20 protein-coding genes and 1 pseudogene are annotated in these 24,998 nt (G+C 44.0%); 11 read left to right on the top strand and 10 right to left on the bottom strand.

The window, feature by feature from the left end; genetic code table 11:
• From AWH66_RS06510 to AWH66_RS06500, 3 genes are all read right to left on the bottom strand, one after another.
• Entirely contained in the window at positions 1-741 is a 741-nt protein-coding gene (locus AWH66_RS06510) for an ABC transporter permease (protein ID WP_063605606.1), read from the bottom strand.
• 121 nt (positions 742-862) lie between these two features.
• Positions 863-1,633 (bottom strand): ABC transporter substrate-binding protein, encoded by a 771-nt coding sequence (locus tag AWH66_RS06505; protein ID WP_063605607.1) that lies wholly within the window; start codon positions 1,631-1,633, stop codon positions 863-865.
• A gap of 91 nt (positions 1,634-1,724) precedes the next feature.
• Positions 1,725-2,495 carry an ABC transporter ATP-binding protein gene (locus AWH66_RS06500; RefSeq protein WP_006075027.1) on the bottom strand — a complete coding sequence of 257 codons (771 nt, stop codon included), beginning with the start codon at positions 2,493-2,495 and terminating at the stop codon, positions 1,725-1,727.
• Between the two features lie 879 nt (positions 2,496-3,374).
• Here AWH66_RS06500 and AWH66_RS06495 point away from each other — a divergent pair.
• From AWH66_RS06495 to AWH66_RS06485, 3 genes are all read left to right on the top strand, one after another.
• Positions 3,375-4,922, top strand: a complete 1,548-nt coding sequence (locus AWH66_RS06495; RefSeq protein WP_031494604.1) for a DUF3360 family protein — start codon at positions 3,375-3,377, stop codon at positions 4,920-4,922.
• Positions 4,923-5,181: 259 nt separating this feature from the next.
• Positions 5,182-7,458, top strand: a complete 2,277-nt coding sequence (pflB, locus tag AWH66_RS06490; protein WP_062460295.1) for a formate C-acetyltransferase — start codon at positions 5,182-5,184, stop codon at positions 7,456-7,458.
• 243 nt (positions 7,459-7,701) lie between these two features.
• Complete coding sequence (locus tag AWH66_RS06485) at positions 7,702-8,682, top strand: lipid A deacylase LpxR family protein (RefSeq protein WP_063605608.1); 981 nt, start codon at positions 7,702-7,704, stop codon at positions 8,680-8,682.
• A gap of 63 nt (positions 8,683-8,745) precedes the next feature.
• Here the strand turns inward: AWH66_RS06485 and AWH66_RS06480 are convergent, their stop codons facing one another.
• The gene (locus tag AWH66_RS06480) at positions 8,746-10,626 is read right to left on the bottom strand and encodes a methyl-accepting chemotaxis protein (protein WP_063605609.1); all 1,881 of its coding nucleotides are present in this window, start codon (positions 10,624-10,626) and stop codon (positions 8,746-8,748) included.
• Positions 10,627-10,901: 275 nt separating this feature from the next.
• Here AWH66_RS06480 and pflA point away from each other — a divergent pair, with 275 nt between their 5' ends.
• From pflA to AWH66_RS06450, 6 genes are all read left to right on the top strand, one after another.
• On the top strand, positions 10,902-11,642 hold the full coding sequence (pflA, locus tag AWH66_RS06475; RefSeq protein WP_063605610.1) for a pyruvate formate lyase 1-activating protein: 741 nt from the start codon (positions 10,902-10,904) through the stop codon (positions 11,640-11,642).
• A gap of 171 nt (positions 11,643-11,813) precedes the next feature.
• Positions 11,814-12,314, top strand: a complete 501-nt coding sequence (locus AWH66_RS06470) for a YfbU family protein (RefSeq protein WP_063605611.1) — start codon at positions 11,814-11,816, stop codon at positions 12,312-12,314.
• A gap of 287 nt (positions 12,315-12,601) precedes the next feature.
• Positions 12,602-14,536, top strand: coding sequence for a PrkA family serine protein kinase (locus tag AWH66_RS06465; RefSeq protein WP_006074135.1), 1,935 nt, complete (start codon positions 12,602-12,604; stop codon positions 14,534-14,536).
• A 76-nt stretch (positions 14,537-14,612) separates the two neighbouring features.
• Positions 14,613-15,884, top strand: coding sequence for a YeaH/YhbH family protein (locus tag AWH66_RS06460; RefSeq protein WP_006074131.1), 1,272 nt, complete (start codon positions 14,613-14,615; stop codon positions 15,882-15,884).
• Positions 15,885-15,896: 12 nt separating this feature from the next.
• Positions 15,897-17,429 carry a SpoVR family protein gene (locus tag AWH66_RS06455; protein ID WP_038230078.1) on the top strand — a complete coding sequence of 511 codons (1,533 nt, stop codon included), beginning with the start codon at positions 15,897-15,899 and terminating at the stop codon, positions 17,427-17,429.
• A 111-nt stretch (positions 17,430-17,540) separates the two neighbouring features.
• The gene (locus AWH66_RS06450; protein ID WP_063605612.1) at positions 17,541-17,942 is read left to right on the top strand and encodes a hypothetical protein; all 402 of its coding nucleotides are present in this window, start codon (positions 17,541-17,543) and stop codon (positions 17,940-17,942) included.
• On the opposite strand, the gene AWH66_RS06445 is transcribed toward AWH66_RS06450, so the two are convergent.
• A complete protein-coding gene (locus AWH66_RS06445) occupies positions 17,939-19,084 on the bottom strand; it encodes a glycosyltransferase (RefSeq protein ID WP_063605613.1) in 1,146 nt (381 codons plus the stop codon). The two genes, AWH66_RS06450 and AWH66_RS06445, sit on opposite strands and share 4 nt — an antisense overlap.
• 264 nt (positions 19,085-19,348) lie before the next feature.
• Between AWH66_RS06445 and AWH66_RS06440 the strand changes: the two genes are divergently transcribed.
• Positions 19,349-20,287: a glycosyltransferase family 2 protein gene (locus tag AWH66_RS06440; RefSeq protein WP_063605614.1), complete on the top strand. Its 939-nt coding sequence runs from the start codon at positions 19,349-19,351 to the stop codon at positions 20,285-20,287.
• The gene (locus AWH66_RS06435; protein WP_063605615.1) at positions 20,284-21,717 is read left to right on the top strand and encodes a lipopolysaccharide biosynthesis protein; all 1,434 of its coding nucleotides are present in this window, start codon (positions 20,284-20,286) and stop codon (positions 21,715-21,717) included. Before AWH66_RS06440 ends, AWH66_RS06435 begins: the two co-directional genes overlap by 4 nt.
• A 67-nt stretch (positions 21,718-21,784) precedes the next feature.
• On the opposite strand, the gene hisIE is transcribed toward AWH66_RS06435, so the two are convergent.
• The 5 genes and pseudogenes from hisIE to AWH66_RS06410 all read right to left on the bottom strand — a co-directional run.
• A complete protein-coding gene (hisIE, locus tag AWH66_RS06430) occupies positions 21,785-22,411 on the bottom strand; it encodes a bifunctional phosphoribosyl-AMP cyclohydrolase/phosphoribosyl-ATP diphosphatase HisIE (RefSeq protein ID WP_006074118.1) in 627 nt (208 codons plus the stop codon).
• Entirely contained in the window at positions 22,408-23,181 is a 774-nt protein-coding gene (hisF, locus tag AWH66_RS06425) for an imidazole glycerol phosphate synthase subunit HisF (protein WP_006074116.1), read from the bottom strand. The genes hisIE and hisF overlap by 4 nt, the downstream gene beginning before the upstream one ends.
• Positions 23,163-23,900, bottom strand: a complete 738-nt coding sequence (gene hisA, locus AWH66_RS06420) for a 1-(5-phosphoribosyl)-5-[(5-phosphoribosylamino)methylideneamino]imidazole-4-carboxamide isomerase (RefSeq protein ID WP_062460411.1) — start codon at positions 23,898-23,900, stop codon at positions 23,163-23,165. The genes hisF and hisA overlap by 19 nt, the downstream gene beginning before the upstream one ends.
• A 73-nt stretch (positions 23,901-23,973) precedes the next feature.
• A complete protein-coding gene (gene hisH / locus AWH66_RS06415; protein ID WP_063605616.1) occupies positions 23,974-24,597 on the bottom strand; it encodes an imidazole glycerol phosphate synthase subunit HisH in 624 nt (207 codons plus the stop codon).
• Positions 24,597-24,998: pseudogene (locus tag AWH66_RS06410) on the bottom strand (bifunctional histidinol-phosphatase/imidazoleglycerol-phosphate dehydratase); the annotation flags it as partial. The gene hisH and the pseudogene AWH66_RS06410, both read right to left, overlap by 1 nt.

Below are 24,998 nucleotides of genomic sequence, written 5' to 3'. Positions count from 1 at the left end.
CTACCTCACATGAATACTGAATTTGCGCTCAACCAGCTTTAAGAAACCGGTTGAGATGCTAGTGAACAGTAGGAAGATTATCGCCACCGACATATAGAAGGTAAACGGCATCTTGGTTGAACCCGCCGCTAATGAACTCACGCGTACCATGTCTTCTAATCCAATGATGGAGACGAGTGCAGTTGTCTTAAGAAGTACAAGCCAGTTATTACCAAATCCAGGTAAAGCATGACGAATCATTTGAGGTAACAGTATGCGTCTAAATGCTAAAACAGAGCTCATACCATAGGCCTTCGCTGCTTCCATTTCACCTTTATCAACCGCCATGATTGCACCACGGAAGGTTTCGGCCATATAAGCACCGAAGATAAATCCGATAGTTAATACCCCGGCAATAAACGGAGACACATCAATATAGTCAGGTAAGTATGAGGTCCACTCGTGGTTCGGGTCACTGGACATGAACCAGTTGTTGAGCCACTCGTTAACGGCGTACAGACTGTTATTGAGCAGTATTTGTCCGCCAAAGAAGATAAGCATCATTAAAACGAGATCTGGAATGCCTCGAATAATGGTAGTGTAAAGTGTCGCTATCGCACGTGCCCACTTATAGGGAGCAAGCTTAGCGAGCGCGCCTAACATACCTAACAACATAGCGAGCAATAGTGAAAGTATTGCTACTTCTATGGTCAGTACGGCCCCTTTTAGTATTGAGGCTTCATATCCTTGTAAATCGAGCATAATTCCTTCCAACAGCACAGCAAATTTGTTGGTAAGTCATACTAAAAAACACCTGTGACACGCTTTTTAGTAAAAGGGCCTGAGACTAGCTCAAGCCCTTATCGTTGTTTAAGCTAAATGATTAGTCGCCGTATACATCGTAGTTGAAGTATTTAGCTGCAATCTCTTGATATTTACCTTTCTCACGTAGAGATTTGATAGCCTCATCAAGTTGCTTAGTTAGATCTTTATCTTGTTTACGAACTGCGATGCCCATACCTTCACCAAACCACTTAGGATCTGTTAAAGAAGGACCAACGAACTCGTACGCGTCACCGCCATCTTTATTGATTACACCTTCTTCAAGAGCCGATGCATCACCAAGAACAGCAACGATACGACCATTTGCTAGATCTAAGTATGCTTCATCGAAAGAGCCGTAACGAACGATTTCCACTTGGTCACCGTAGTTATCTGTTAGGTACTTATCGTGTGTAGTTGCACGCTGTACACCAATCTTCGCACCGTTTAGGTTATCAAAGTCCAAGCCAGCACCTTTCTTAGCGATAAACTTGTTAGGGATTTGTGCGTATTTACCAGTGAAGTCAACTTTCTTTTTACGCTCTTCCGTAATAGACATTGCTGCGATGATTGCATCATATTTACGCGCCAATAGTGAAGGAATGATGCCATCCCAATCTTGAGGAACGATCACACACTTCGCTTTAAGCTCTTCGCATAATGCGTTTGCCATATCAACGTCAAAGCCTTTCAGTGAACCGTCAGCTTCAGTCCAGCTAAATGGAGGGTAAGCACCTTCAATACCAAAGCGCACAGTTTTCCATTCCTTAGCTTGTGCTACTCCAGTTACCGCTGTTGCAGCAAGTGCTGCTACCATTAACCACTTTTTCATTTCCATACTCCTGTGATTGAGATTTTTGTTATTAATGTTGTGTTTGTTTGATTGTTCTCAGAACCTAGGTTCCGGTATACCACCCTCTATATTAGTAGATGGATGAGATAAATTGCTGTAAACGTTCAGATTCCGGGTTAGTAAACAGTTTGGCAGGATCGCCCTGCTCTTCAACTAGACCTTGGTGTAAGAACATCACATGATTTGAAACGTCACGGGCAAATGCCATCTCGTGAGTAACGACCAACATGGTGCGACCTTCTTCAGCAAGATCTTGCATTACACCCAGTACTTCACCCACAAGTTCTGGGTCCAAAGCCGATGTTGGTTCATCGAAAAGCATAACTTCGGGCTCAACCGCCAATGCACGAGCGATAGCAGCACGTTGCTGCTGGCCACCAGAAAGGTGTCCTGGGTAATAATCTTTGCGCTCATACAAGCCGACTTTTTTAAGAAGCAGTTCTGCATTCTCGATAGCTTGAGCTTTAGGGACGCCTAGAACATGAACTGGTGCTTCAATAATATTTTCCAACACCGTCATATGAGACCATAGGTTAAAACCTTGAAATACCATGGCCAAGCGAGAACGGATTCGCTGGACTTGTTTTTCATTGGCAGGAAGAGATTCACCCGAACGATTACGCTTCATTTCGATTAACTCACCGTTAACCCAAATTTCGCCCTCTGTGGGTGTTTCAAGAAGGTTGATACAACGAAGAAATGTACTTTTTCCAGAACCAGATGAGCCAATAATCGAGATGACATCACCTTTATGTGCAGAAAGGGAAATCCCCTTTAAAACTTCATTTTGACCAAAGGTCTTGTGCAGTTCTTTTATGTCCAGCGCTGGTACATCATTCATGCGCTTGTGCTCCCTGTATATTATTGACTGCTATGCCTATTATTAGAGGCGAAAGGTACTCCGACCTTTTATTTGTTCGATACAAGCTAGCACTACAATGTACAGTTTGCAACAAACTATTAACCTGTTTTTATTCTTTACACAGCGATTGTATCTGACGATTTATGCAATTTAAAGAGTTTATAACTTATAATTGTGAATAATCTTTACTGAATGCTGCACAATTAGTCACTGGTGATTTTTTATGCCATCCGCAACTTTATTGCGCAATTGTTACATTAAACAATCATTATTTAGACCTTATATCTGCATATACAACTTGAATCAGAACATAAGCCTAGCTAATGACACATTAGCAACGATAATGAGCTAGTTGAGTTTTTTGATAGTTAGATCAAAATACTGAGTACGAGCACTGTTAACGAACGATACAGCCTCCTTGCAGCCCATCGCTTTTAATGATTTATAGACAGACGTACTCCTCAACGTCTTCGGTTCGCCACGATTGACAGATATACTCCGCCTCTCTCTCACTCGACTCTTCACTGTTCGATAACACAATAAACTCACGCTAAACCTTATTGTTCATAAAATTTTCATATTGAAAGTCGCTTACGATCACTGTTAATAAAGTGCGCTGATTCAAACAACTGTTGTAGTTTTCTTTCACATTTTTTCTTAAAGTGATCAAGATCAATCAAGGTCTTAGTGTTGCTTGTTAGACTCGGCTCCATTGATATAGCACGAATTATTCACCCCATTTTTAGGAATCTCGTCTATTCTTAGCACGTTGTTAACGTGCAGCAGCCTAGCCAAGTCGGTGTGAACCAGTTCGTTTATCAAGCCAAACGACTAACTTTTTATATATATGAGGAATCTATGTCAGACGCAGTTAACAAAGCGCATTCTGATTCGGATATCGAGACTAAGAGCTATCAAGAGCTTCACCGTCCAGCATCCGAGTTTGCCAGCCGCTCTGAATACCTAGACCACGAACTTCAAATCATGAAACCGCGCCGCTTTGGTTTAAACCTACCAGGCCGCGACTTCCGTTTTGAACTAGAAGATTTAGTACCTGCTCTTGCTGGTACCATCGGCATTATTGCGATGTACTCTGCAGTAATGATGTCATGGGCTGACGGTCTAACCGCTGCTTGGGATCACGTAAACCTTGGGAAAGAGTTTGCGATCGAAGTTGCACGTGTAGAAATGCTAATTCCAGCACTTCTTTTCTGTGTTCTTGCATCAGGTTTCATTAACCCAAGAGCTAACCTTGCTGGTAACCACGGTCCGATGATCCCACTTATCGGTTCTATCGCGCTTGCTGGTGCTCACCCTCTTGCTCTTGCAATCCTGCTTGGTGTGTTCGGCCTATTGCTAAGTTACTTCAAAGGTGGCTCGAAGCTTGTAAACCTCACCTCCCAAGGTACGGCGGGGGGCTTGCTAATCTTCCTCGGCTTCACCGGTACGATGAGCCAAATCGGTTCCATACAAGAATGGGCAGTAGGTCTGCAATCTGCGAGTGTTGAAGCAGGCAGCATGGGTTATGTTGGCTTGGTCGTACTTGGCATCAACATCGCTGTGTACGCATACCTCGCTAAGATCAACATGCGTTGGCTTGCTATTCCGGTTTGTGCCGTTACAGGCCTTCTATTAGCCCTTGGTCTAGGTGCTGGTTTCGACTTAACGTTCGAAACTGAAATGGGTCTTCCTAACCTAAACCCAGTTTACTGGTGGGGTAGCACAGAAGAAGGTTGGATGCTAGGTCTACCTAACCTACAACACTTCATTGCTTCACTACCGTTCGCGATTCTAGCGGTTGCGATGTGGTCACCTGACTTCCTTGGTCACCGTATTTTCCAAGAACTTAACTACCCACGTAAGACTGAAAAAGTACTGATGGATGTAGATGACACCATGACTATGTGTTCAATCCGTCAAATGGTAGGTACTGCGGTTGGTGGTGGTAACATCACGTCTTCTTGGGGTACTTATATGATCCCAGCGGCGATCGCTAAGCGTCCAATTCCAGCGGGTGCGATTCTACTTGGTTCTCTATGTATCATTGTTGCTATTCTTGGTTTCCCAATGGACGTAGCAGTATGGCCTCCAGTAATGCGCGTGGCGCTACTAGTGGGTGTATTCCTTCCTCTACTTGAAGCTGGTATGCAGATGGTAAAAGAGACTAAGGATTCACAAGCGGCAGGTATCTGTATCTTTGCGTCAGTCGTTGCTAACCCAGTGTTAGCATGGGCGCTGACCATGTTCCTAGATAATAATGGTCTAATTGGTGACAAAGAACGTGCTTCTCGTCTATCTTTTGTAGATAAGATTGTCATCCCTGTGGGTGTGTTCGTTATCTGCTTAGTAGCGATGCTAGCTGTAGGTATGTTAGAAGGCCAGTACGGCATTCCAGCTTTCCTATAATATCTAGTTGATTATTTGGGCAGTGACATTCACTGCCCATATTTTTATCAAACTTTTTTAACTTTTATTGATTTAGTTTAAGTTTTACAAATTATTTTTAGTGTAAGCTTGATTTTAACGTAGGGAATGACAATATCTATATCCATACTAACCCTAAGTGGTTATAGATATTTTTATTCAAGTGTACTGGTTCATCCTCCGGTGAACATGCGTAATAGCGTACAGTACGTGTTTTTTCTACTAAAAAGGTAGGTATGTCATGGCAGAGCAATTTGCTAAAGCTTGGGAAGGTTTTGCTGCAGGTGAGTGGCAAAACGAAGTTAACGTTCGTGATTTCATCCAAAAGAACTACACTCCATACGAGGGTGACGAGTCTTTCCTAGTTTCTGAAGGTACTGAAGCAACTAACAAGCTTTGGGCTAAGGTAATGGAAGGTATCAAACTAGAAAACTCAACTCACGCACCAGTTGATTTTGATACTTCAGTTATCTCTACCATCACTGCTCACGATGCAGGTTACATCGAAAAAGATCTTGAAACTATCGTAGGTCTTCAAACTGAAGCGCCGCTTAAGCGTGCAATCATCCCTAACGGTGGTATCCGTATGGTTGAAGGTTCATGCAAAGCGTATAACCGCGAACTAGACCCACAAGTTAAGAAAATCTTCACTGAATATCGTAAAACTCACAACGCTGGTGTTTTCGATATCTACACTCCAGACATCATGAAATGCCGTAAGTCAGGCGTTCTAACTGGTCTTCCAGATGCATACGGTCGTGGTCGTATCATCGGTGACTACCGTCGTGTGGCGCTTTACGGTATTGACCGTCTAATGCAAGACAAGCTAGCTCAATTCGCTTCTCTACAAGAGCGTTTCGAGAACGGCGAAGATCTTCAAATGACTATGCAGCTTCGCGAAGAAATTGCAGAGCAACACCGTGCACTTGGCCAAATGAAAGTTATGGCTGAGAAATACGGTTGCGACATCTCTCGCCCAGCTGAAACAGCTCAAGAAGCTATTCAGTGGACTTACTTCGGCTACCTAGCTGCTGTTAAGTCTCAAAACGGTGCTGCAATGTCTCTAGGTCGTACTTCTACTTTCCTAGATATCTACATTGAGCGTGACATCGCTGAAGGTAAGATCACTGAAGTTGAAGCTCAGGAAATGATCGACCACTTCGTAATGAAACTACGTATGGTTCGTTTCCTACGTACTCCTGAGTACGATGATCTGTTCTCTGGTGACCCAATCTGGGCTACTGAGTCTATGGGTGGTATGGGTCTTGACGGTCGTACGCTTGTTACGCGTTCAAACTTCCGTTTCCTAAACTCTCTATACACTATGGGTCCTTCTCCAGAGCCAAACATCACTGTACTTTGGTCTGAGCAGCTACCTGAAGGCTTCAAGAAATTCTGTGCAAAAGTATCTATCGATACTTCTTCTATCCAGTACGAGAACGATGACCTAATGCGTCCAGACTTCGAGTCTGATGACTATGCAATCGCATGTTGTGTATCTCCAATGGTTATTGGTAAGCACATGCAATTCTTCGGCGCTCGTGCGAACCTAGCTAAGACTCTACTATACGTAATCAACGGTGGTGTAGACGAGAAGCTTAAGATTCAAGTTGGTCCACAAATGCCTAAGATCACTGACGAAGTTCTAGACTTCGACGATGTATGGGGCAAACTAGACCACTTCATGGATTGGCTAGCTAAGCAGTACGTAACTGCACTAAACAGCATCCACTTCATGCACGACAAGTACAGCTACGAAGCTGCACTAATGGCTCTACACGACCGTGACGTTCGCCGTACTATGGCTTGTGGTATCGCTGGTCTTTCTGTTGCTGCTGACTCTCTAGCTGCTATCAAGTACGCTAAAGTTAAGCCAGTACGTGACGAAGACGGTGTTGCAATCGACTTCGAAATCGAAGGCGACTATCCTAAATTCGGTAACAACGATGCTCGCGTAGATGACATCGCTTGTGAACTAGTAGAAGTGTTCATGAACAAGATCCGTTCACTGAAAACTTACCGTGACGCTGTGCCTACTCAGTCTATCCTAACTATCACTTCTAACGTGGTATACGGTAAGAAAACTGGTAACACTCCAGATGGTCGTCGCGCAGGCGCTCCTTTCGCACCAGGTGCTAACCCAATGCACGGCCGTGACGAGAAAGGTGCTGTAGCTTCACTTACTTCTGTAGGTAAACTACCGTTTGCACACGCTAAAGATGGTATCTCTTATACTTTCTCTATCGTTCCAAACGCTCTAGGTAAAGAAGAAGACAGCCAACGTGCTAACCTTGCAGGCTTAATGGATGGTTACTTCCACCACGAAGCTGGCATTGAAGGTGGTCAACACCTAAACGTGAACGTTCTTAACCGTGAAACTCTAGAAGACGCTGTTAAGCACCCTGAGAAATACCCTCAGCTAACAATCCGTGTATCTGGTTACGCTGTTCGCTTCAACTCTCTAACTGCAGAGCAACAAGCTGACGTAATCGCACGTACGTTTACTGAATCTCTATAATCTCAGATTATACTGATTGAGATAAAAACCTCGCTTCGGCGGGGTTTTTTTATTTCTATCTATTTTTCATTTTTATCTATAACAAAAGTACTAAGTTCCCACTGGTTAAGGATTGTTTACAATTTACCTACGTTAGAGATACTTTTTCATCTATAGATCACTGACTAACCTTTTTCGTTCGTGTCACACTCAACTTAATAATAAAGCATCTCTACTAGCCGTATTTGAAGAGAGTGACACATCATGAAAGCAGCCTCCATTTTACCTCTGATTTTTGTCAGCAGTGTTGCCTTAGCCTCTGAACGTTCTACCGTCTCATTTTCACTCGACAATGACGGTGTTTTTGGTACAGACGAAGACTATACCAACGGTATTTTTCTTTCCTATACCAGCAGTGCCATGACCCCTTGGTCTTTTTTCAGACCACTTAGTCTGTCTTATTGGGGAGCCGCTTCCCTTGATAAGTTTGAATTTCAGCTTGGGCATAAGATGTGGACCCCTTCGGATATTGAGGCCACTGTACCTCTGGCTAATGAACGCCCCTATGCAGGTTATTTCCATGGTGAATTGAATTACATTAGTTTGCACCCTCAACAGGCACAGCGTTTTAATCTCACGTTAGGTAGCACTGGTGAAGGGTCATTTGCGGATAAAGCTCAACAACTAGTGCATTCGATTGTGGGTTCAGCAGACCCAAAAGGCTGGGAATATCAGATTGAAGATCAAGTCGCAGGCAGTATTGGTTATTTAACTCATCTAAATTGGAAGCGCGAAGCGCTTTTTGGCGATACTGGATGGGAAGTCTCGAACGTCACCGAAGCAAACCTAGGGAATTTTAGAAGTGATGTTTCCACGGGGATGATGTTTCGCTTTGGTTCAGAACTTGGAGGTAACTTCGGTTCTGCAAACATCAGTACAGAAAACCCGTTTAAGGCCGGGATGATCGGCGCCTCTAATAAGGGCTGGTTTACTTATTTTGGTCTCAAAGCCCGCTACCGATTTAACGATCTTACTATTCAAGGAGATAGACCTGGAATACCCGAGCCACGTGATGCTTACGATGTCACTTTGCAGCCCTGGCAAGGTGAGGCCGTCCTTGGTGTAACTTGGTATAACACCTATGTAGGTATCAGTGCCTTTGTCGGTTCTAAGTCGGCAGAATATAAAGAAGCGTCCAAGTCCATCTATGGCAATGGAGGAGTCTCTCTTTTTGCGTTCTTCTAAAATGAAATAGGCACTTGCCTAGGTGCCTATTTCATAGATATTTTCCTTAAACTATAACTTTTGTTACGTCGTCTTGAATCTCTCACATTCTTGATACAGCTCGGTAGAGCGCTTGTCTACCCCATCACTGGTTTCTTTCAAACTCTGACTACTCGACTCAAGTTCACCCATAGACTCACTGATTTGAGCCATGTTGCTCGCCATAGACTGCGAAGTTGTCGCTAGCTCCTTAACAGAGGCAAAAATCACTTCAGTTTGAGAGCTTGCTTCTTGTGCCTTATTCATGATCTCTTCAAGTGCAGTTTTCGCTTGATTACCTTGCTCTCGACCAGACTGCATGGAACTGTCAGATTGGGCAATAAACTGAATGACTTGAGTGCTTTCCTGTTTCATTGTGTCTATCGTGCCAGAAATTTCCTCTACCGCTTGTACTGTCCTTACCGCAAGACTTCGCACTTCATCTGCCACCACGGCAAAACCTCGACCTTGCTCTCCTGCCCTCGCCGCTTCAATGGCGGCATTAAGTGCCAACAGGTTGGTTTGCTCAGCGATACCATTAATGATTTCCATCACTGAGTCTATCTTTTGGGAAGCTTGCTCCAGTTGTTCGATATGGGTAGCGGCTTCTTCCAGAATAGTGCCCACTTGTTCAAAAGCAGCGATGGTATCGACAATGACTTCGCCACCAACTTGCGCAGACTCTGCTGAGGTTTTACTAATGGTTGCCACATACTCTAAAGAACCAGAAATTTCTTGTGTGGTAACACTCACCTCTTCAGTCGCAGACGCCAATAGCTGTGTTTGTTCAATAACCTGACTTTGGTGCTGTCTTAATTGATTGATTCCACTGTCTAGCTCACCAGAACTGTTCGAAAGTTGCTGACTGTTGGTTTTAACACCGTCAACCAGAGTCCCTAGGTTTTCGCAACTCACATTGATGGCTTGCTTAAGTTGGTTGAACTCATCACGATGATTGTTACTCACGGCAAGACGTGTCGAAAGATCACCTTGCTCTACCAGTTTAAGTGCCGACAGTGTTTGCTTTAACGAACGAGCCAAAGAGACATTTAATGTCAGGAAGATAGCTGTAGTAAATAGCGCTAATAAAGCACAAGCGATACCGACAGAAACCTTAGTCATGCTCGATACATCGGCGGCTTGATTGCCTAATGAAAGTGCTTGTTGGTTAAGTGCTAGAGCGGCCTTGTCAAAGGCCTCCAATGTAATCGCCTGAGCTTGGTCTAACTTCTGCTCTAAACCAACCAAAGTACCTGACAGCTCAACCACTCGCGCAAAGCCGAGTTCCAACGCTTTGACTTCATTCTCATACAGCTCCAACATGGCATAGGTATTAGATGCGTTAACAAATCCTGCGAGAGCTCGCTTGAAACCTTTTTCGTTTTGTTCGCTGGGCTGGATTAAGTATTCCTGCAAACTAGTCACTACTTTCTGAAAATCTGAAGTCAGCGTCACCATACCTGTTTCTTTGATCGCGGCATCGATCTTGGCGTTATTTTGCTGTAGCTGTTGTAGCAATCCATCATTCACGGAGAAACCTAACTCTGATTTGATGGTAAGCCACGGGCTTAAATTAAAAATAAAAGATTCTAAGGTACTGGAAACATTATCACTCTCAGTAGTCAAACCAGCTTGCTTCAAGAATGCTAGGTCTTGCTCCGCACTGGTTTCTAATCGGTCCATGCTATCTTCAAACGCATCCATGCCGCCCGCCACTAGTGTGGTTCGTCGATTAACGGTATCCATCAGCAACACTTGAGTAGAGGCTAAATGTGCACTGGCTCGCTCCATTTCACTACTACTGGTGAATTTCTCGCTTAAACTGGAGAGTGAGTTAAAAATAAAAAACACCAAAATGATGAACCCTGACCAAAGAGTGATCATCGAAAAGGCAGTTTTTTGTTTTTGTGATAAGGCTACTTCCATGTATTTCCCCTTGTGACGACAAGCATGCCGGTCTCCCGACCGATAGTATCTGCAACAGACGAAACCAGTTGATACCGGTTTAATGTAAGCAAGCTAGCAATCTATGTACCATGTATTAATAATATAATTAACAACGCTATAACATTATTTCACTGTGGGCAACAGAAGTCGGTTTTTGATCGATACAGACTATGAATGGGGTACCACTTTTCCTGTTGTAGGGGCCCATTTTGTAATAAAATGACGCTTAAAAATAAGTAAGTAGAGAAGAGCATATGTCAACAACTGGTCGCATTCACTCATTCGAATCCTGCGGTACGGTCGATGGACCTGGGATCCGTTTTATTGTCTTTCTTCAAGGCTGTCTCATGCGTTGTATGTATTGCCACAACCGTGATACTTGGGATACTCATGACGGCAAAGAAGTGTCCGTCGACGAGTTGATCGCCGAGGCAAAATCCTACCGCCACTTTATGAATGCATCTGGTGGTGGTATTACTTGTTCCGGCGGTGAGGCCATGCTTCAACCAGAGTTTGTCCGTGACTTCTTTCGTGCAGCTCAAGCGGAAGGCATTCATACCTGCCTGGACACAAACGGCTACATCCGTAAGCATACTGATGTTATCGACGAAGTTTTGGATGCTACCGACCTAGTGATGCTCGATATCAAGCACATGAAAGATGAAATTCATCAGGACTTCATCGGTGTATCTAATCGCCGCACATTAGATTTCGCTCGTTATCTACACAAAATTGGCCAAAAAACATGGATTCGCTATGTTGTCGTCCCTGGTTATACGGACGATCCAGAAGCCGCCCACATGCTTGGTGAGTTTATTAAAGATATGGACAACATCGAGAAAGTCGAACTGTTGCCATACCACAAGTTAGGCGCACATAAGTGGGAAGCGCTCGGTTTTGAGTACCCTCTTGAAGGGACGCAGCCGCCGACTAAAGAAGTTATGGATAACATCCAAAATATTCTTCTTCAATATACTGATACCGTTAAGTACTAACCGTAGATTCGGAAATCTTTTGACACGAAAAAAACGCGCTAGAAAGCGCGTTTTTTTGTAATAAATACGTGTTGAGATCATGTTACACAATATCGAGAAGCTGATAACCTGTCGGTATAGCGAATTCATTCGTAAACTTATAATGATGACTTTTTAGTGAGGCTTTTCACCATGGAAATGACAAATGCTCAACGTCTAATCCTATCTAATCAATATTATCTAATGGCTAAGCTAACGCCAGAAAACGCAGAAAAGTATAAACGCCTACAAACAATTGTAGAACGTGGTTATGAACTGCAAATGCGTGAAATGAACAAAGAGTATGGTTGTTTAGTTGAAGATGAGTGTCGTGAAGTAATCGACATCATGGAAATGTACCACGCCATGCAAGAATCCAATAAGATGCTTTCAGATGAAGAGCGTAACGATGTAGACCAACGTCGTTTGCAGTTCTTAGGGTTTGATATCGCGACCGAAGCACAATTGGTTAATTATGTTCGATTCTTGCTCGATTCTGAAGGGCTTTACCCACAATTCGACAAAGGTGATCACCACTTTAATAGCCATGTGCCGATGCTTGAGAAATATCGTCGTATGTTGGTGACATGGAGAAATTGCCCACGTCAATACCACTTATCAGCAGCAGAATTCAGACAGATTTTCAACGCCTAACTTTAACGCGTTAAAACAATCAGTTATCAAAAAGCCCTCTTCCTATCTAGGCAGAGGGCTTTTTTTACGTAATTTTTCTTAGTATCAAGCGGTCTAATCTAATAATCGGGACTCACGTATAAAAGTTGAGACTGGAGGGTAATCATCTGACTAAATTAAGGAAGTTTTGTAAATAAATGCATAATTGATAAGCATAAATCTGAAAACCCTACTAGTCTTAAAAATGACATGGAGTCGCATTGTATATCTGTCAATGGTCAGCTTTGCAGGTTTAAGGGGAATCAGCTATGAGTATTTTCGATCATTATCAAGCGCGCTACGAAGCCGCAAAAGATGAAGAATTATCTATCAAGGAATTCTTATCTCTATGTAAAGACGACAAGAGTGCTTACGCCAATGCAGCAGAACGTCTTTTACTCGCAATCGGTGAACCTGAGGTTATTGATACCGCTCAGGATCCTCGCTTAAGTCGTATTTTTTCAAACCGCATTATTTCTCGCTACAAAACGTTCGAAGATTTCTACGGCATGGAAGATGCCATCGAACAAATTGTCTCTTATCTCAAGCATGCCGCTCAAGGTCTAGAAGAAAGAAAACAAATACTATACCTTCTAGGTCCAGTAGGTGGCGGTAAATCTTCGCTTGCAGAGAAACTTAAAGCACTAATGCAAAAGATGCCTATTTACGTGCTATCTGCCAACGGCGAGCGCAGTCCGGTCAACGATCACCCGTTCTGTCTGTTCGATGTTTCAGAAGATGGCGACCTACTGAAAAGTGAATATGGTATTGAGAAACGCTACCTGCGCTCAATCATGTCACCTTGGGCAGCTAAACGCTTACACGAATTTGGCGGCGACATCACTAAGTTCAAGGTGGTTAAAGTTAGACCATCTATTTTAGACCAAGTTGCGATCGCTAAAACTGAACCCGGAGATGAGAACAACCAAGACATTTCCGCTCTAGTGGGTAAGGTTGATATTCGCCAACTTGAGCACTTCTCACAAGACGATCCAGATGCGTATAGCTATTCAGGTGCGTTGTGCCGCGCAAACCAAGGTTTGATGGAGTTCGTGGAAATGTTCAAGGCGCCGATTAAAGTCTTGCACCCACTTCTAACCGCAACACAGGAAGGTAACTATAACGGTACTGAAGGACTCTCAGCCCTGCCGTTCGACGGTATGATATTGGCTCACTCGAACGAATCAGAATGGCAAACCTTCCGTAATAACAAGAACAACGAAGCATTCTTGGACCGTGTCTATATCGTTAAGGTACCATATTGCTTGCGCGTCTCTGAAGAAGTTAAAATTTACCAGAAACTTCTTGATCATAGTGAGCTCTCAAAAGCACCTTGTTCACCAAGCACCCTAGAGCTTCTGGGTCAATTCAGCGTACTATCGCGCCTAAAAGAGCCAGAAAACTCATCTCTGTTCTCGAAAATGCGCGTTTATGACGGTGAAACATTAAAAGATACCGATCCTAAAGCTAAGAGTTATCAAGAATACCGCGACTATGCCGGTGTCGATGAGGGCATGTCTGGCCTGTCTACTCGTTTCGCCTTTAAGATCTTGTCACGAGTATTCAACTTCGACCAATCTGAAGTCGCAGCGAACCCTGTGCACCTGTTCTATGTCATTGAGCAGCAAATTGAGCGTGAACAGTTCCCACAAGAAGTGGGTGAGAAATATTTAGAATTCCTTAAAGGTTATCTAGTCCCTCGCTATGTGGAATTCATAGGTAAAGAAATTCAAACCGCTTACTTGGAGTCATACTCAGAGTACGGCCAGAATATCTTCGACCGATACGTCACTTATGCCGACTTCTGGATTCAAGACCAAGAGTATCGTGACCCAGAAACAGGCCAGCTATTCGACCGTGCTTCACTTAACGAAGAGCTAGAGAAAATCGAAAAAACTGCGGGTATTAGTAATCCTAAAGATTTCCGAAATGAGATCGTTAACTTTGTACTTCGTGCTCGTGCTAATAACAATGGTTCAAACCCAGTTTGGACAAGTTACGAGAAACTTCGCACGGTTATCGAGAAGAAAATGTTCTCCAATACGGAAGAGCTGCTACCTGTCATTTCATTTAATGCGAAAACATCATCCGAAGACCAGCGTAAACACGACGACTTTGTCAATCGTATGATGGAGAAAGGCTACACCGAGAAACAAGTACGATTGCTGTCTGAGTGGTACTTGAGAGTTCGTAAATCCTCATAAGTACACCTGACTGTTTATCTCAGCCCCGAGCGAAAGCTCGGTGGCTGTTTGGTGAGAGGAATACAGGGAGTAACTCATGGCACAATTTATCGATAGACGCTTGAACGGCAAGAACAAAAGTGCCGTTAACAGACAGCGTTTCATACGCAGGCATAAACAAAAAATCAAAGAATCGGTTACCGATGCCGTCAATCGCCGCTCCATTACCAATACTGAGACTGGAGAGGATGTTTCGATTCCTGCAAAAGACCTTAGCGAACCGATTTTCCATCAAGGCCAAGGGGGCGTGAAAGAGCGCGTTCATCCTGGTAACGATCAATTCATCACCGGAGACAAAATTGAACGTCCACCGAAAGGCGGACAGGGTGGTGGTTCTGGCCAGGGAGAAGCGAGTCCTGACGGTGAAGGTGAAGACGAGTTCGTGTTCCAGATTTCTAAAGATGAATATCTCGATATTCTGTTTGAAGATCTCGCACTACCGAACCTCAAAAAGAATCAAATCAACAAAATTAAAGAATGGAAAACGCATCGAGCAGGTTATCAAACTGCTGGTATGCCTTCTAACATTGCCATTGTTCGTTCCTTACAACAGTCGTTAGCGCGACGTACCGCGATGACAGCGGGCAAACGACGTATGCTCGATGAACTGTGTAAAGAGCTTGATGACGTCCAGATGAGCGAGCCAGCTAAACCAATTGAGGAAAACCGACTTAAAGAAGAGATAGCCGAGCTTCGCAAAAAAATCGATAGCGTGCCTTTTATCGACACCTTCGATCTTCGTTTTAAAAACTATGAAAAACGTCCAGTTCCTTCAAGCCAAGCAGTGATGTTTTGTTTGATGGATGTATCTGGGTCAATGGACCAAGCAACCAAAGATATCGCTAAACGCTTCTATGTGTTGCTGTATCTATTCTTAACACGCACCTATGAGAACGTTGAAGTGGTGTTTATTCGACATCATACCCAAGCGAAAGAGGTCGATGAGCACGAATTCTTCTATTCTCAAGAAACTGGCGGCACCATCGTTTCAAGTGCTCTCAAATTGATGAAGGAAATTGTAGAAGACCGTTATCCTCTTGGAGAATGGAACATCTATGCAGCGCAAGCTTCAGATGGAGATAACTGGGCTGATGATTCACCTCGTTGCCGTGAATTACTCGTCAATAAACTGTTACCAGCTTGCCAATATTACTCTTACATCGAAATTACTCGTAGGACACACCAAACACTGTGGCATGAATATGAAAAGTTAGAGAATGAATTCGACAACTTTGCAATGAAGAACATTCGTTCTGTTGAAGACATATTCCCTGTGTTTAGGGAGTTGTTTCAAAAAGAGACCGCATAGGGAGACGCGCATATGACGACAGATACTAAAGTGAAGTCGAAGGTACTTCCAGACGGTCCTGATTGGACTTTCGATATGTTGGAACGCTACCACAAAGAAATAAAGCGTGTCGCAGAGCATTACCGTCTCGACACCTACCCTAATCAAATCGAAGTCATTACGTCAGAACAGATGATGGATGCCTATTCGAGTATAGGGATGCCCATTAACTATAATCACTGGTCATTTGGTAAGAAGTTCATCCAGACTGAACAGGGGTACAAACATGGCCAAATGGGTTTGGCCTATGAAATCGTAATCAACTCCAACCCATGTATTGCGTATCTCATGGAGGAGAATTCAGTCACCATGCAGGCGCTAGTTATGGCACATGCCTGTTACGGCCACAATTCCTTCTTTAAAGGCAATTATCTATTCCAAACATGGACAGATGCTAGTTCTATTATTGATTACCTGCTTTTTGCTAAGAAATACATTGCTGACTGCGAGCAGAAGTATGGTGAAGAAGAGGTCGAGCAAATTCTAGACTCGTGCCATGCCTTAATGAATTACGGTGTGGACCGTTATAAACGTCCAGAAAAAATCTCAATTGCAGAAGAAAAGATTCGCCAAGAAGAACGTGAGGCCTATTTGCAGTCTCAAGTCAATGACCTGTGGCGCACTGTACCTCAAAACCGAACACCAGAAGAAGACCAAAAGGTACGCTTTCCAAGTGAGCCTCAGGAGAATATCCTCTACTTCATTGAAAAGAACGCCCCACTACTAGAACCGTGGCAACGTGAGATCGTAAGGATCGTGCGCAAAGTAAGCCAATATTTTTATCCGCAAAAACAGACACAGGTAATGAATGAAGGTTGGGCAACCTTCTGGCACTACACCATTCTAAATCATCTGTATGATGAAGGTCTGGTGTCTGACAAGTTCATACTCGAATTCTTGCACAGCCACACCAGTGTCGTTGCTCAGCCCGCTTATAACAGCCCCTATTTTAGCGGCATAAACCCTTACGCTCTAGGCTTTGCAATGTTTAGGGATATTAAGCGCATCTGTGAAGAACCAACGGACGAGGACAGAGAATGGTTCCCAGAGTTGGCTGACAGTGATTGGCTGGATGCTATGCATTTTGCTATGCACAATTTCAAAGATGAGAGCTTTATTAGCCAATATCTATCTCCACATTTAATGCGTGAGTTTAAGTTTTTCTCCATTCTCGATGATGACCGAAAGAACTTCGTCGAAGTCTCCGCTATTCATGATGAAATGGGATATCGCCAGATACGTGAAAAACTCGCAGCGCAATACAACCTGAGTAATCTCGAACCGAACATCCAAGTCTATAATGTGGATGTTCGAGGAGACCGCTCACTTACATTACAACATGTTCCACATAATCGCATTCCTCTGGATAAAGGCCATGACGAAGTCTTGAAGCACCTTTATCGACTTTGGGGGTTCGATGTCATTTTAGAAGAAGTGAAGGAGTCTGGGCGAAGAGAAATTCTCGGCACTTGCCCTAAACGCGAACCTTATAATTCTACTATCTAAAGCATCTACTGGTCGTGGGTCCCTCCTGCGACCAGATAATTTTTCGCACTCCCTTTCCTTCAATGGTAAGCTTGGCACTGGTTCTCTATCCTTCGTTTCAACTCGTATCTTATGAACAAATTACTCCTAGCTTTCAGCGTGGTCTTACTTGCCATCATCGCAACCCTCTCATGGGTTTTTATACCTACTCACGAAACAATGGGTAAACAAACTCTCAACGTCCCTTTGAGTGATGAATTCAAACTCGTTGCCCACAGAATTCATTCCACCGACCCCGATGCTGGTCCCAAATACGCCTACTTTGTGTTATCTGACGCAACTCCAATAAATAACAGTGAGCCTTTCCTAGTCACTTCCGACCAATTCACAAAGTTAGAAAAAATCAAAGACAATGGATTCACCCTCACCGTTAATGGCCGCATCTACGAGTATCATAATGATTTATGGATAAAGAAACCTAACGGACAACTGCATCGTTGGCACGTCAGCATCAACGCAAGGTACATTCGTTAAACTGGATTCTCTATCCAGCGAGACAACTTTCTGGCCTGTAACTGCGCGTTGAAGTTCACTTGGACGCGCTCATGCGCCAATCGCCCCATTATCACTCTTTGGCTAAAACTGAGCTGGGAAAACTGCACAATGCTCGCCCTAAGCGCTGTGACATCTTTTTCGTGGACAACGAAGCCCGTCTCTGGCGTCACAATTTCTTTGCACCCCATGATGTCTGTAGTGATAACAGGCGTACCTACCGCCATAGCTTCCTTAAGGACAAGGGGCCCCGTATCTACATTACCCGTAGAGGCCATACAAAATGGTGCGACTAAACAATCATAGTTAGGCAGGGACTTTGTCACCCAATCATGAGGCTTTGCTCCACAAAAGCGGACTCTATCGGATAAACCTAGTCGTTGTACCTGCTGTTTTAACTCTGCTTCTAAGTCACCTGTCCCAACAATATCGAGGAAAATATTGAGCTTTTCTGCCACAGGAGCCATCGCTTCCAACAAATGTTGAACACCTTTCTGCTCCACTAGGCGGCCTAAGAAGACAAGTGAGATTTCGGGACGAGGTATTTTAGGCATGTACGTAAACTGCTCCGTTTTCACTCCACAATGTAACAATTTGATATTTTTACCTGCCATGTTTTTGAAGTCATCCAGCATGTCACGACAAACAGCGACAGCGAAGTCACAGGCGGCAAGTTTCTCTCCGACATCGAAAGGGGATTCATAAACGTCGTGCCCATGTGCAACAAAAGAGCAACTGATACCAAGCAGCTTTGCTGCAACAATAGCGTGTGCCGTGGTATGCTGACAAAAGTGAGCGTGAACGTGCTCAACATTATGCTCAGCGAGTTGAGTGGCTAACTTGGCTCCATAAACGAGTAATGAACGCATAGGAAGTGAACTCTGATTACGAACAAACTGCGCTGCCGTTAGCAAATTTTTATACTTAAACTGCGCCAGTGCGAACAAACGGAAGTTTTCACCGATTTTGATAACGTCATAATCAAAAGTCGATTGCGTTTCTTCCAACTCAAAAGCAAACACACAGACGGGATGCCCACATTCTCTAATCGAATCCACTTCTGTTTGAATAAAAGTCTCACTCAGCACCGGGTATGTCGGTGCAATAAACGCGGTTTTCTTCATTCTTCCGTCCCAAATTCTGACTCTGTCTTTTGTTCTAAGCAAGATACGCACCAAAGTCACAAGGCTTGTTAAACAACCTTTTATCGTCTAAATATCGCTCTATTCGCAATTCGATATTCAATTTGCCTAATCTGACACTTCTTAGCTAACTGAAAACCTCCAATTTGCGATAGGTAATCATAAGCTCATGTTTTAAAACAATATCAGTCTTGGCATATATAGTGCTACTTGTCTTATACCGCTGCATATAAGAGAGCTAAGGATATGGCTAAAATCTCGATTATCATTCCAACTTTCAATTGCGTTAAGTACTTGCCTAAAGCAATTGAAAGTGTGTTTTCCCAAACACATCAGGACATTGAAGTGATTGTTGTCGATGACAACAGCACGGACAACACCTCCAAGTATCTGAACAGCATCAATGATTCTCGAATGCAGATAATTACGACATCAGGTCTTGGTGCTTCCGGGGCTAGAAACTTGGGAATTAACAGAGCTAGCGGAGATTACATTGCCTTCCTTGATGCTGATGATTTTTGGATGCCTACCAAGTTAGAGAAACAACTCAACTTTCATCAATGCCACCCCGAGCTTGCAGCTACCTTTACCAACTATCAACACGTCACCGAACAGTACAAAGCCATCGTCGATTGCTTTGGCTATTGGAATCAGTTTCAGTCTGACAGTCGCCAATATATAGTGATGGACGATGCCTTGGAGTTTGTCCTTCAAAATAACGTCATTGGTACTTCAACGGTAATGATTAAGGCTGAGATCTTTCGAGACATCGCACCTTTCGATGCCAGTTTAGAGTACGGAGAAGATCTCGATTTGTGGCTACGCATTTGCGAGCAACACCCATTCGGTGTGGTGAACTCTATTGAAGTGGGCTATGTCATGCGTCAAGGTTCAACTACTCAGACCGACGATAATCGGCTACGTAACTTAAAATCTTTAGAAGCCATCTTGCACAGGTACACATCCGCTCACCTCTATTGGAATATTTCTTCCTCTGCTTTACGAAGTTCAAAAGCACGCATTCTTGAAGGTTATGCAGACTACCACCGCTGTCTGAATCAACCTTTATCGGCGATCATACTTGACCTACGCTCACTATCCTTGGCTCCAGAAAAACGACGTTTACGCAGTCTACTAGGAGACTGTAAAAGCATCATTATTCAACCAGATAGGTCGGCATCATGAACTCGCTGAAGCAATCCGCTTACTACGCCGTCGGCATCTTGATGATGAAAGGGGTGTCGCTCATCATGATTCCCTACATCACACATAAGTTGTCGCTAGCCGAGTATGGTTCACTAGAGGCTTTAGTGTTACTCGCAGACATAGGTACTATTCTATTCAGTTTTGGCATAGTCGATGCCATGTATCGATATATTGGTACCGCAGAAGGTGCCGAGAAACAGCAGCTTATCTCAAATTGCTTTACGTTAAGTATCATCGTTTGTATTGTTGGCGGTAGCCTCATTGGAATATCCCTCCCCTGGTTGATTCACGCTTTGCCTGTTACCTTCGAAAGCTACCAGATTTTATTACTGCTCATTCCAACCATGATCGATGGCGCAATATCCATCCCGTTAACATTAATGCGTATGAATGCCATGGCGAAACGCTTCTGTATTCTTAATGTCATTAAAGCGCTCGTTCAAGCGATGATGACCTTCGTTCTACTCGAAGCAGGGTTTGGTATCGATGGTGTATTAATATCAGCTGCCTGTTCTAGCTTGCTTCTGCTAATGTGCTTACTCAAGTATCAATGGAGTCAAATGGGGAGTTTTGGTTATTTAGGATCGTCACGTCTAATTTTGAGTTTTGGTTTGCCCGTACTTGTGGGAGGGGCATCAGTCTATATGATTAATGGACTTGATCGTTGGTTCCTTGCAAGTTTTGTTGGTGTGGAACAACTCGCTATCTATGCCGTCAGTGCTAAATTTGCTCTAATACTTGGACTTGCTCTCCAGCCCTACGCGCTGTGGTGGTTTCCTAATCGAGTCGCGATACTAAACGGAGCCAATGGTAAACAAGAGTGTGCTAATAAGGCAGTTCTCGGTGTTAACATTGCAATCTTGCTTGCTACTGTAATGATTCTAACCGCACCGAGCTTCGTTACTTTGATACTACCAACCACCTATCAATCAGCAAGTACACTTCTGGTTGCACTCCTTGTTATAGGCGTAATTAAAAACGCCGGCGATTACTTAAATTTGGGCTGCTACAGTGGTGATTCCAGTAAGGCACAAATGTGGATTCAGGGCATTTGTGCCACAATTGCGGTTATTGGGTATTTTGTGTTGGTGCCTATTTGGGGATTATTGGGGGTTATTTTGGTGCTTACTATCGCTTATACAGCCCGGCTCATGATGCTATACAAAGCAAGTCAATCTCTTGAGTTTCTGCCTTATTGCCACATGGCGTGGCTCTCTGCCCTTACGATCTCAGCATTGGCAATTTCGACTCACTGGCTAATAACCGAGTCTATGAGTGCACCTTTTCAATTCGCAACAGGTATTATTTTCAGCATTCTCACTATGGCTGGCTTTGCAAAGTTTTCAATTATTCCACTACCTCTCGACGTACTTCGAAAATTTAAGTTAATTAGGCACTCGGCTATTTAGAAAGAAGCAAAAACAAAAAAAGCCAACAAGGTTAAACCCTATTGGCTCATAAATTAGAGAGCGTGTTTTACTTATGGCGTTCTTTCAGCTTATTAACCACATCATTCATCGATAGGCCTTGGTCCTGAAGTAAAACCATTAGGTGATAGATTAAGTCTGCTGATTCGCATACTAGCTCCGCCTTGTCACCCGACGTTGCCGCAAGCGCGACTTCAACGCCCTCTTCGCCCACTTTCTGCGAAATACGTTTGGTACCACGGGCATAGAGGCTCGCGGTATAAGAAGATTGCGGATCCGCATCTTTTCGAGCGGCAAGCAATTGCTCAAGCTGATGAAGCCACACCATTTGAGACTCTTCTTGTGGGTCACCATCAAAACACGTAGTCGTACCTGTGTGACACGTTGGTCCAATTGGGTCCACTTTGACAAGTACAGTATCGTTGTCACAATCTAGAGCGATGTTACGAAGCTGGAGTACGTTGCCTGACGTTTCTCCTTTCGTCCAAAGTCGGGATTTAGTGCGAGAGAAAAAGGTCACTTGCTCAGTTTCTAAAGTTTTTTCCAACGCTTCTGGGTTCATATACCCCATCATTAGAACTTGGCTAGACTGAAAGTCCTGAATAATAGCAGGTACAAGACCATCTACTTTTTCCCAGTCGATACGCTCGGTGAGCGCTACTGCTGCTTCACTCATAGTCTGATCTCCACACCTTGTTGTTTTAGATATTGCTTAAGCTCACCGATATTGATGATCTGCTTGTGGAATACGGAAGCGGCCAACGCACCATCAACATTGGTTTTGTTGTACGCCTCTGCAAAGTGCTCCATCGCACCCGCACCGCCAGAAGCAATTAGAGGTACCTTGCACACTTCGCGAACCATATTAAGCTGCTCAATGTCATAGCCATTTCGCACCCCATCTTGGTTCATCATGTTAAGTACGATTTCCCCTGCACCACGCTTTTGTACTTCTTGAACCCAGTCGCGGGTTTCCCACTTAGTGGCTTTAGTACGTGATTCGTCACCGGTGAACTGATACACCTGATACTTACCCGTTTCTTTATCAAAGTAGGAGTCGATACCGACGACAATACACTGAACACCAAATTTGTCCGCGAGCTCGGTAATCAATTCAGGGTTAGCCAATGCTGGTGAGTTGATTGACACTTTATCAGCACCAAATTCTAAGATACGTGCTGCATCTTCAGCAGACTTAATACCACCAGCGACACAGAATGGGATATCAATCACCTCTGCCACTCGCGCTACCCAGCTTTTATCCACCACACGGCCATCGCTTGAGGCAGTGATATCGTAAAATACTAATTCATCTGCGCCTTCTTCTGCATAACGTGCAGCTAACGGAACGATGTCACCAATAATCTCGTGGTTCCGGAACTGAACGCCTTTCACCACTTGACCATCCCGGACATCTAAACAAGGAATTATTCGCTTTGCCAACATTGGAATGCCTCCTCTGCGGTAAATTTACCATCTAATAACGCTCGTCCAACAATCACGCCCGATACGCCTGTGCCTTTTAGTGCTTCAATATCTGCAAGGCTACCGATACCACCTGAAGACTGAAACTGCACTTGTGGGTACTGCTTGCACAGGTCTACATAGAGTTCAACATTACTGCCTGCTAACGTGCCGTCACGTGAAATATCAGTGCAAAGCACATGTTTTAGGCCCACAGTGAGATAATCATTAATCAACGCTTCAATGGTGACGCCAGAATCTTCTTGCCAACCTGAGATGGCGACTTTACGTGTACCGGTTTCGTCAATGTTAATATCGAGTGCTAGCACAATTTTCTCAGCGCCGTATTTTTCCATCCACCCTTTGACCAACTCTGGCTGTTTAACCGCTGTCGAACCAACGACAACGCGTTGAGCACCGGCCTCAAGCAAATCAACGACATCTTGCTCAGTACGCACACCACCACCAATCTGGATGTTTGCTGGCGTTCCTGCTAGTAGTTTGGCAATTAAATCAAGCTGGCGCGCTGATGTGTCTTTCGCGCCAGTCAGATCGACAAGGTGTAGCCAATTTGCTCCAGCTTGATGGTAAAGGTTGAACTGTTCAACCGGATCTACTTTGTATTCAGTAACCTGACCATAATCGCCTTGATATAGGCGAACCACTTGTCCTTCAATTAAATCTAATGCTGGAATAATCACAATCATTTCCTTCAAAGCCTCACGACCGTGTGAAGCTGATAAATTCTATCGATAACTTCTTGTTAGTAAGGAATTACACTAACTCTAAGAAGTTTTGAATCAGTTTTGAACCGGCTTTTGACGAGCGCTCTGGGTGAAACTGTACGCCGTAGTAGTTGCCACTTTGTATCGCAGCACTAAACGGTTTGCCATACTCACATTCGGCAATGGTGTAGTCGCCAACAGACATCCCAAAACTGTGAACGAAATAGAAGTATTCACCCTCTTCAATCCCATTAAACAGCGGATTGCCAGCCACCGCCTTTACGGTATTCCACCCCATATGAGGAAGAGGTAAGTCACCTGTCTCCAGAAGTTTTACTTCCCCTTCACAAAGGCCTAAGCACTCAACAAGCTCGTCCGCCTTTTGGCCTTTTTCTTGTGAAAGTTTGCCCAATAGCTGCATACCTAGACAAATACCGAGAACGGGTTTCTCCACCTGCTTGACCAGTTCAATAAGATCGCGCTCTTGAAGGTTTTTCATCGCCTCACTTGCCGTGCCTACACCTGGCAGAAACAGCTTGTCAGCACTAAGAACCACTTGAGGCTCCTTAGAAATAACGACATCGTAGCCAAGACGCTGAATAGCAAACTTGACTGAAGACACGTTGGCACAACCGGTATCAATAATGACTACATTTTGTTTGCTGTTGGCCATTACAAGACTCCCTTACTACTTGGCAGCTCGTTACCTTCTACCTTAATGGCTTGACGCAGTGTACGGCCGAAGGCCTTAAACAAGCTCTCAATGATGTGGTGATCATTATCGCCAGAAGAAGATAAGTGCAGTGTACATGCGAGCGTGTCGGTCAAAGATCGGAAGAAGTGAACGACCATTTCTGTAGACAAGTCCCCCACCTGCTCACGAGAGAACTGGGCATCAAATTTAAGATATGGGCGACCAGATAGATCTAAGGCGCATTGCGCCAAGCACTCATCCATCGGCAAGCTAAAGCCAAATCGACCGATACCGCGCTTATCACCCAGCGCTTCTTTCAAAGCTTGACCAAGAGCCAAAGCGGTATCTTCAATGGTGTGGTGATCATCAATGTGTAGATC

Origin of the sequence: Vibrio barjaei (assembly GCF_001639065.2) — a bacterium.
GTDB lineage: Bacteria > Pseudomonadota > Gammaproteobacteria > Enterobacterales > Vibrionaceae > Vibrio > Vibrio barjaei.
Note: the sequence above shows the minus strand (reverse complement) of the source record. Positions and strands in the feature narration are given on the sequence as shown.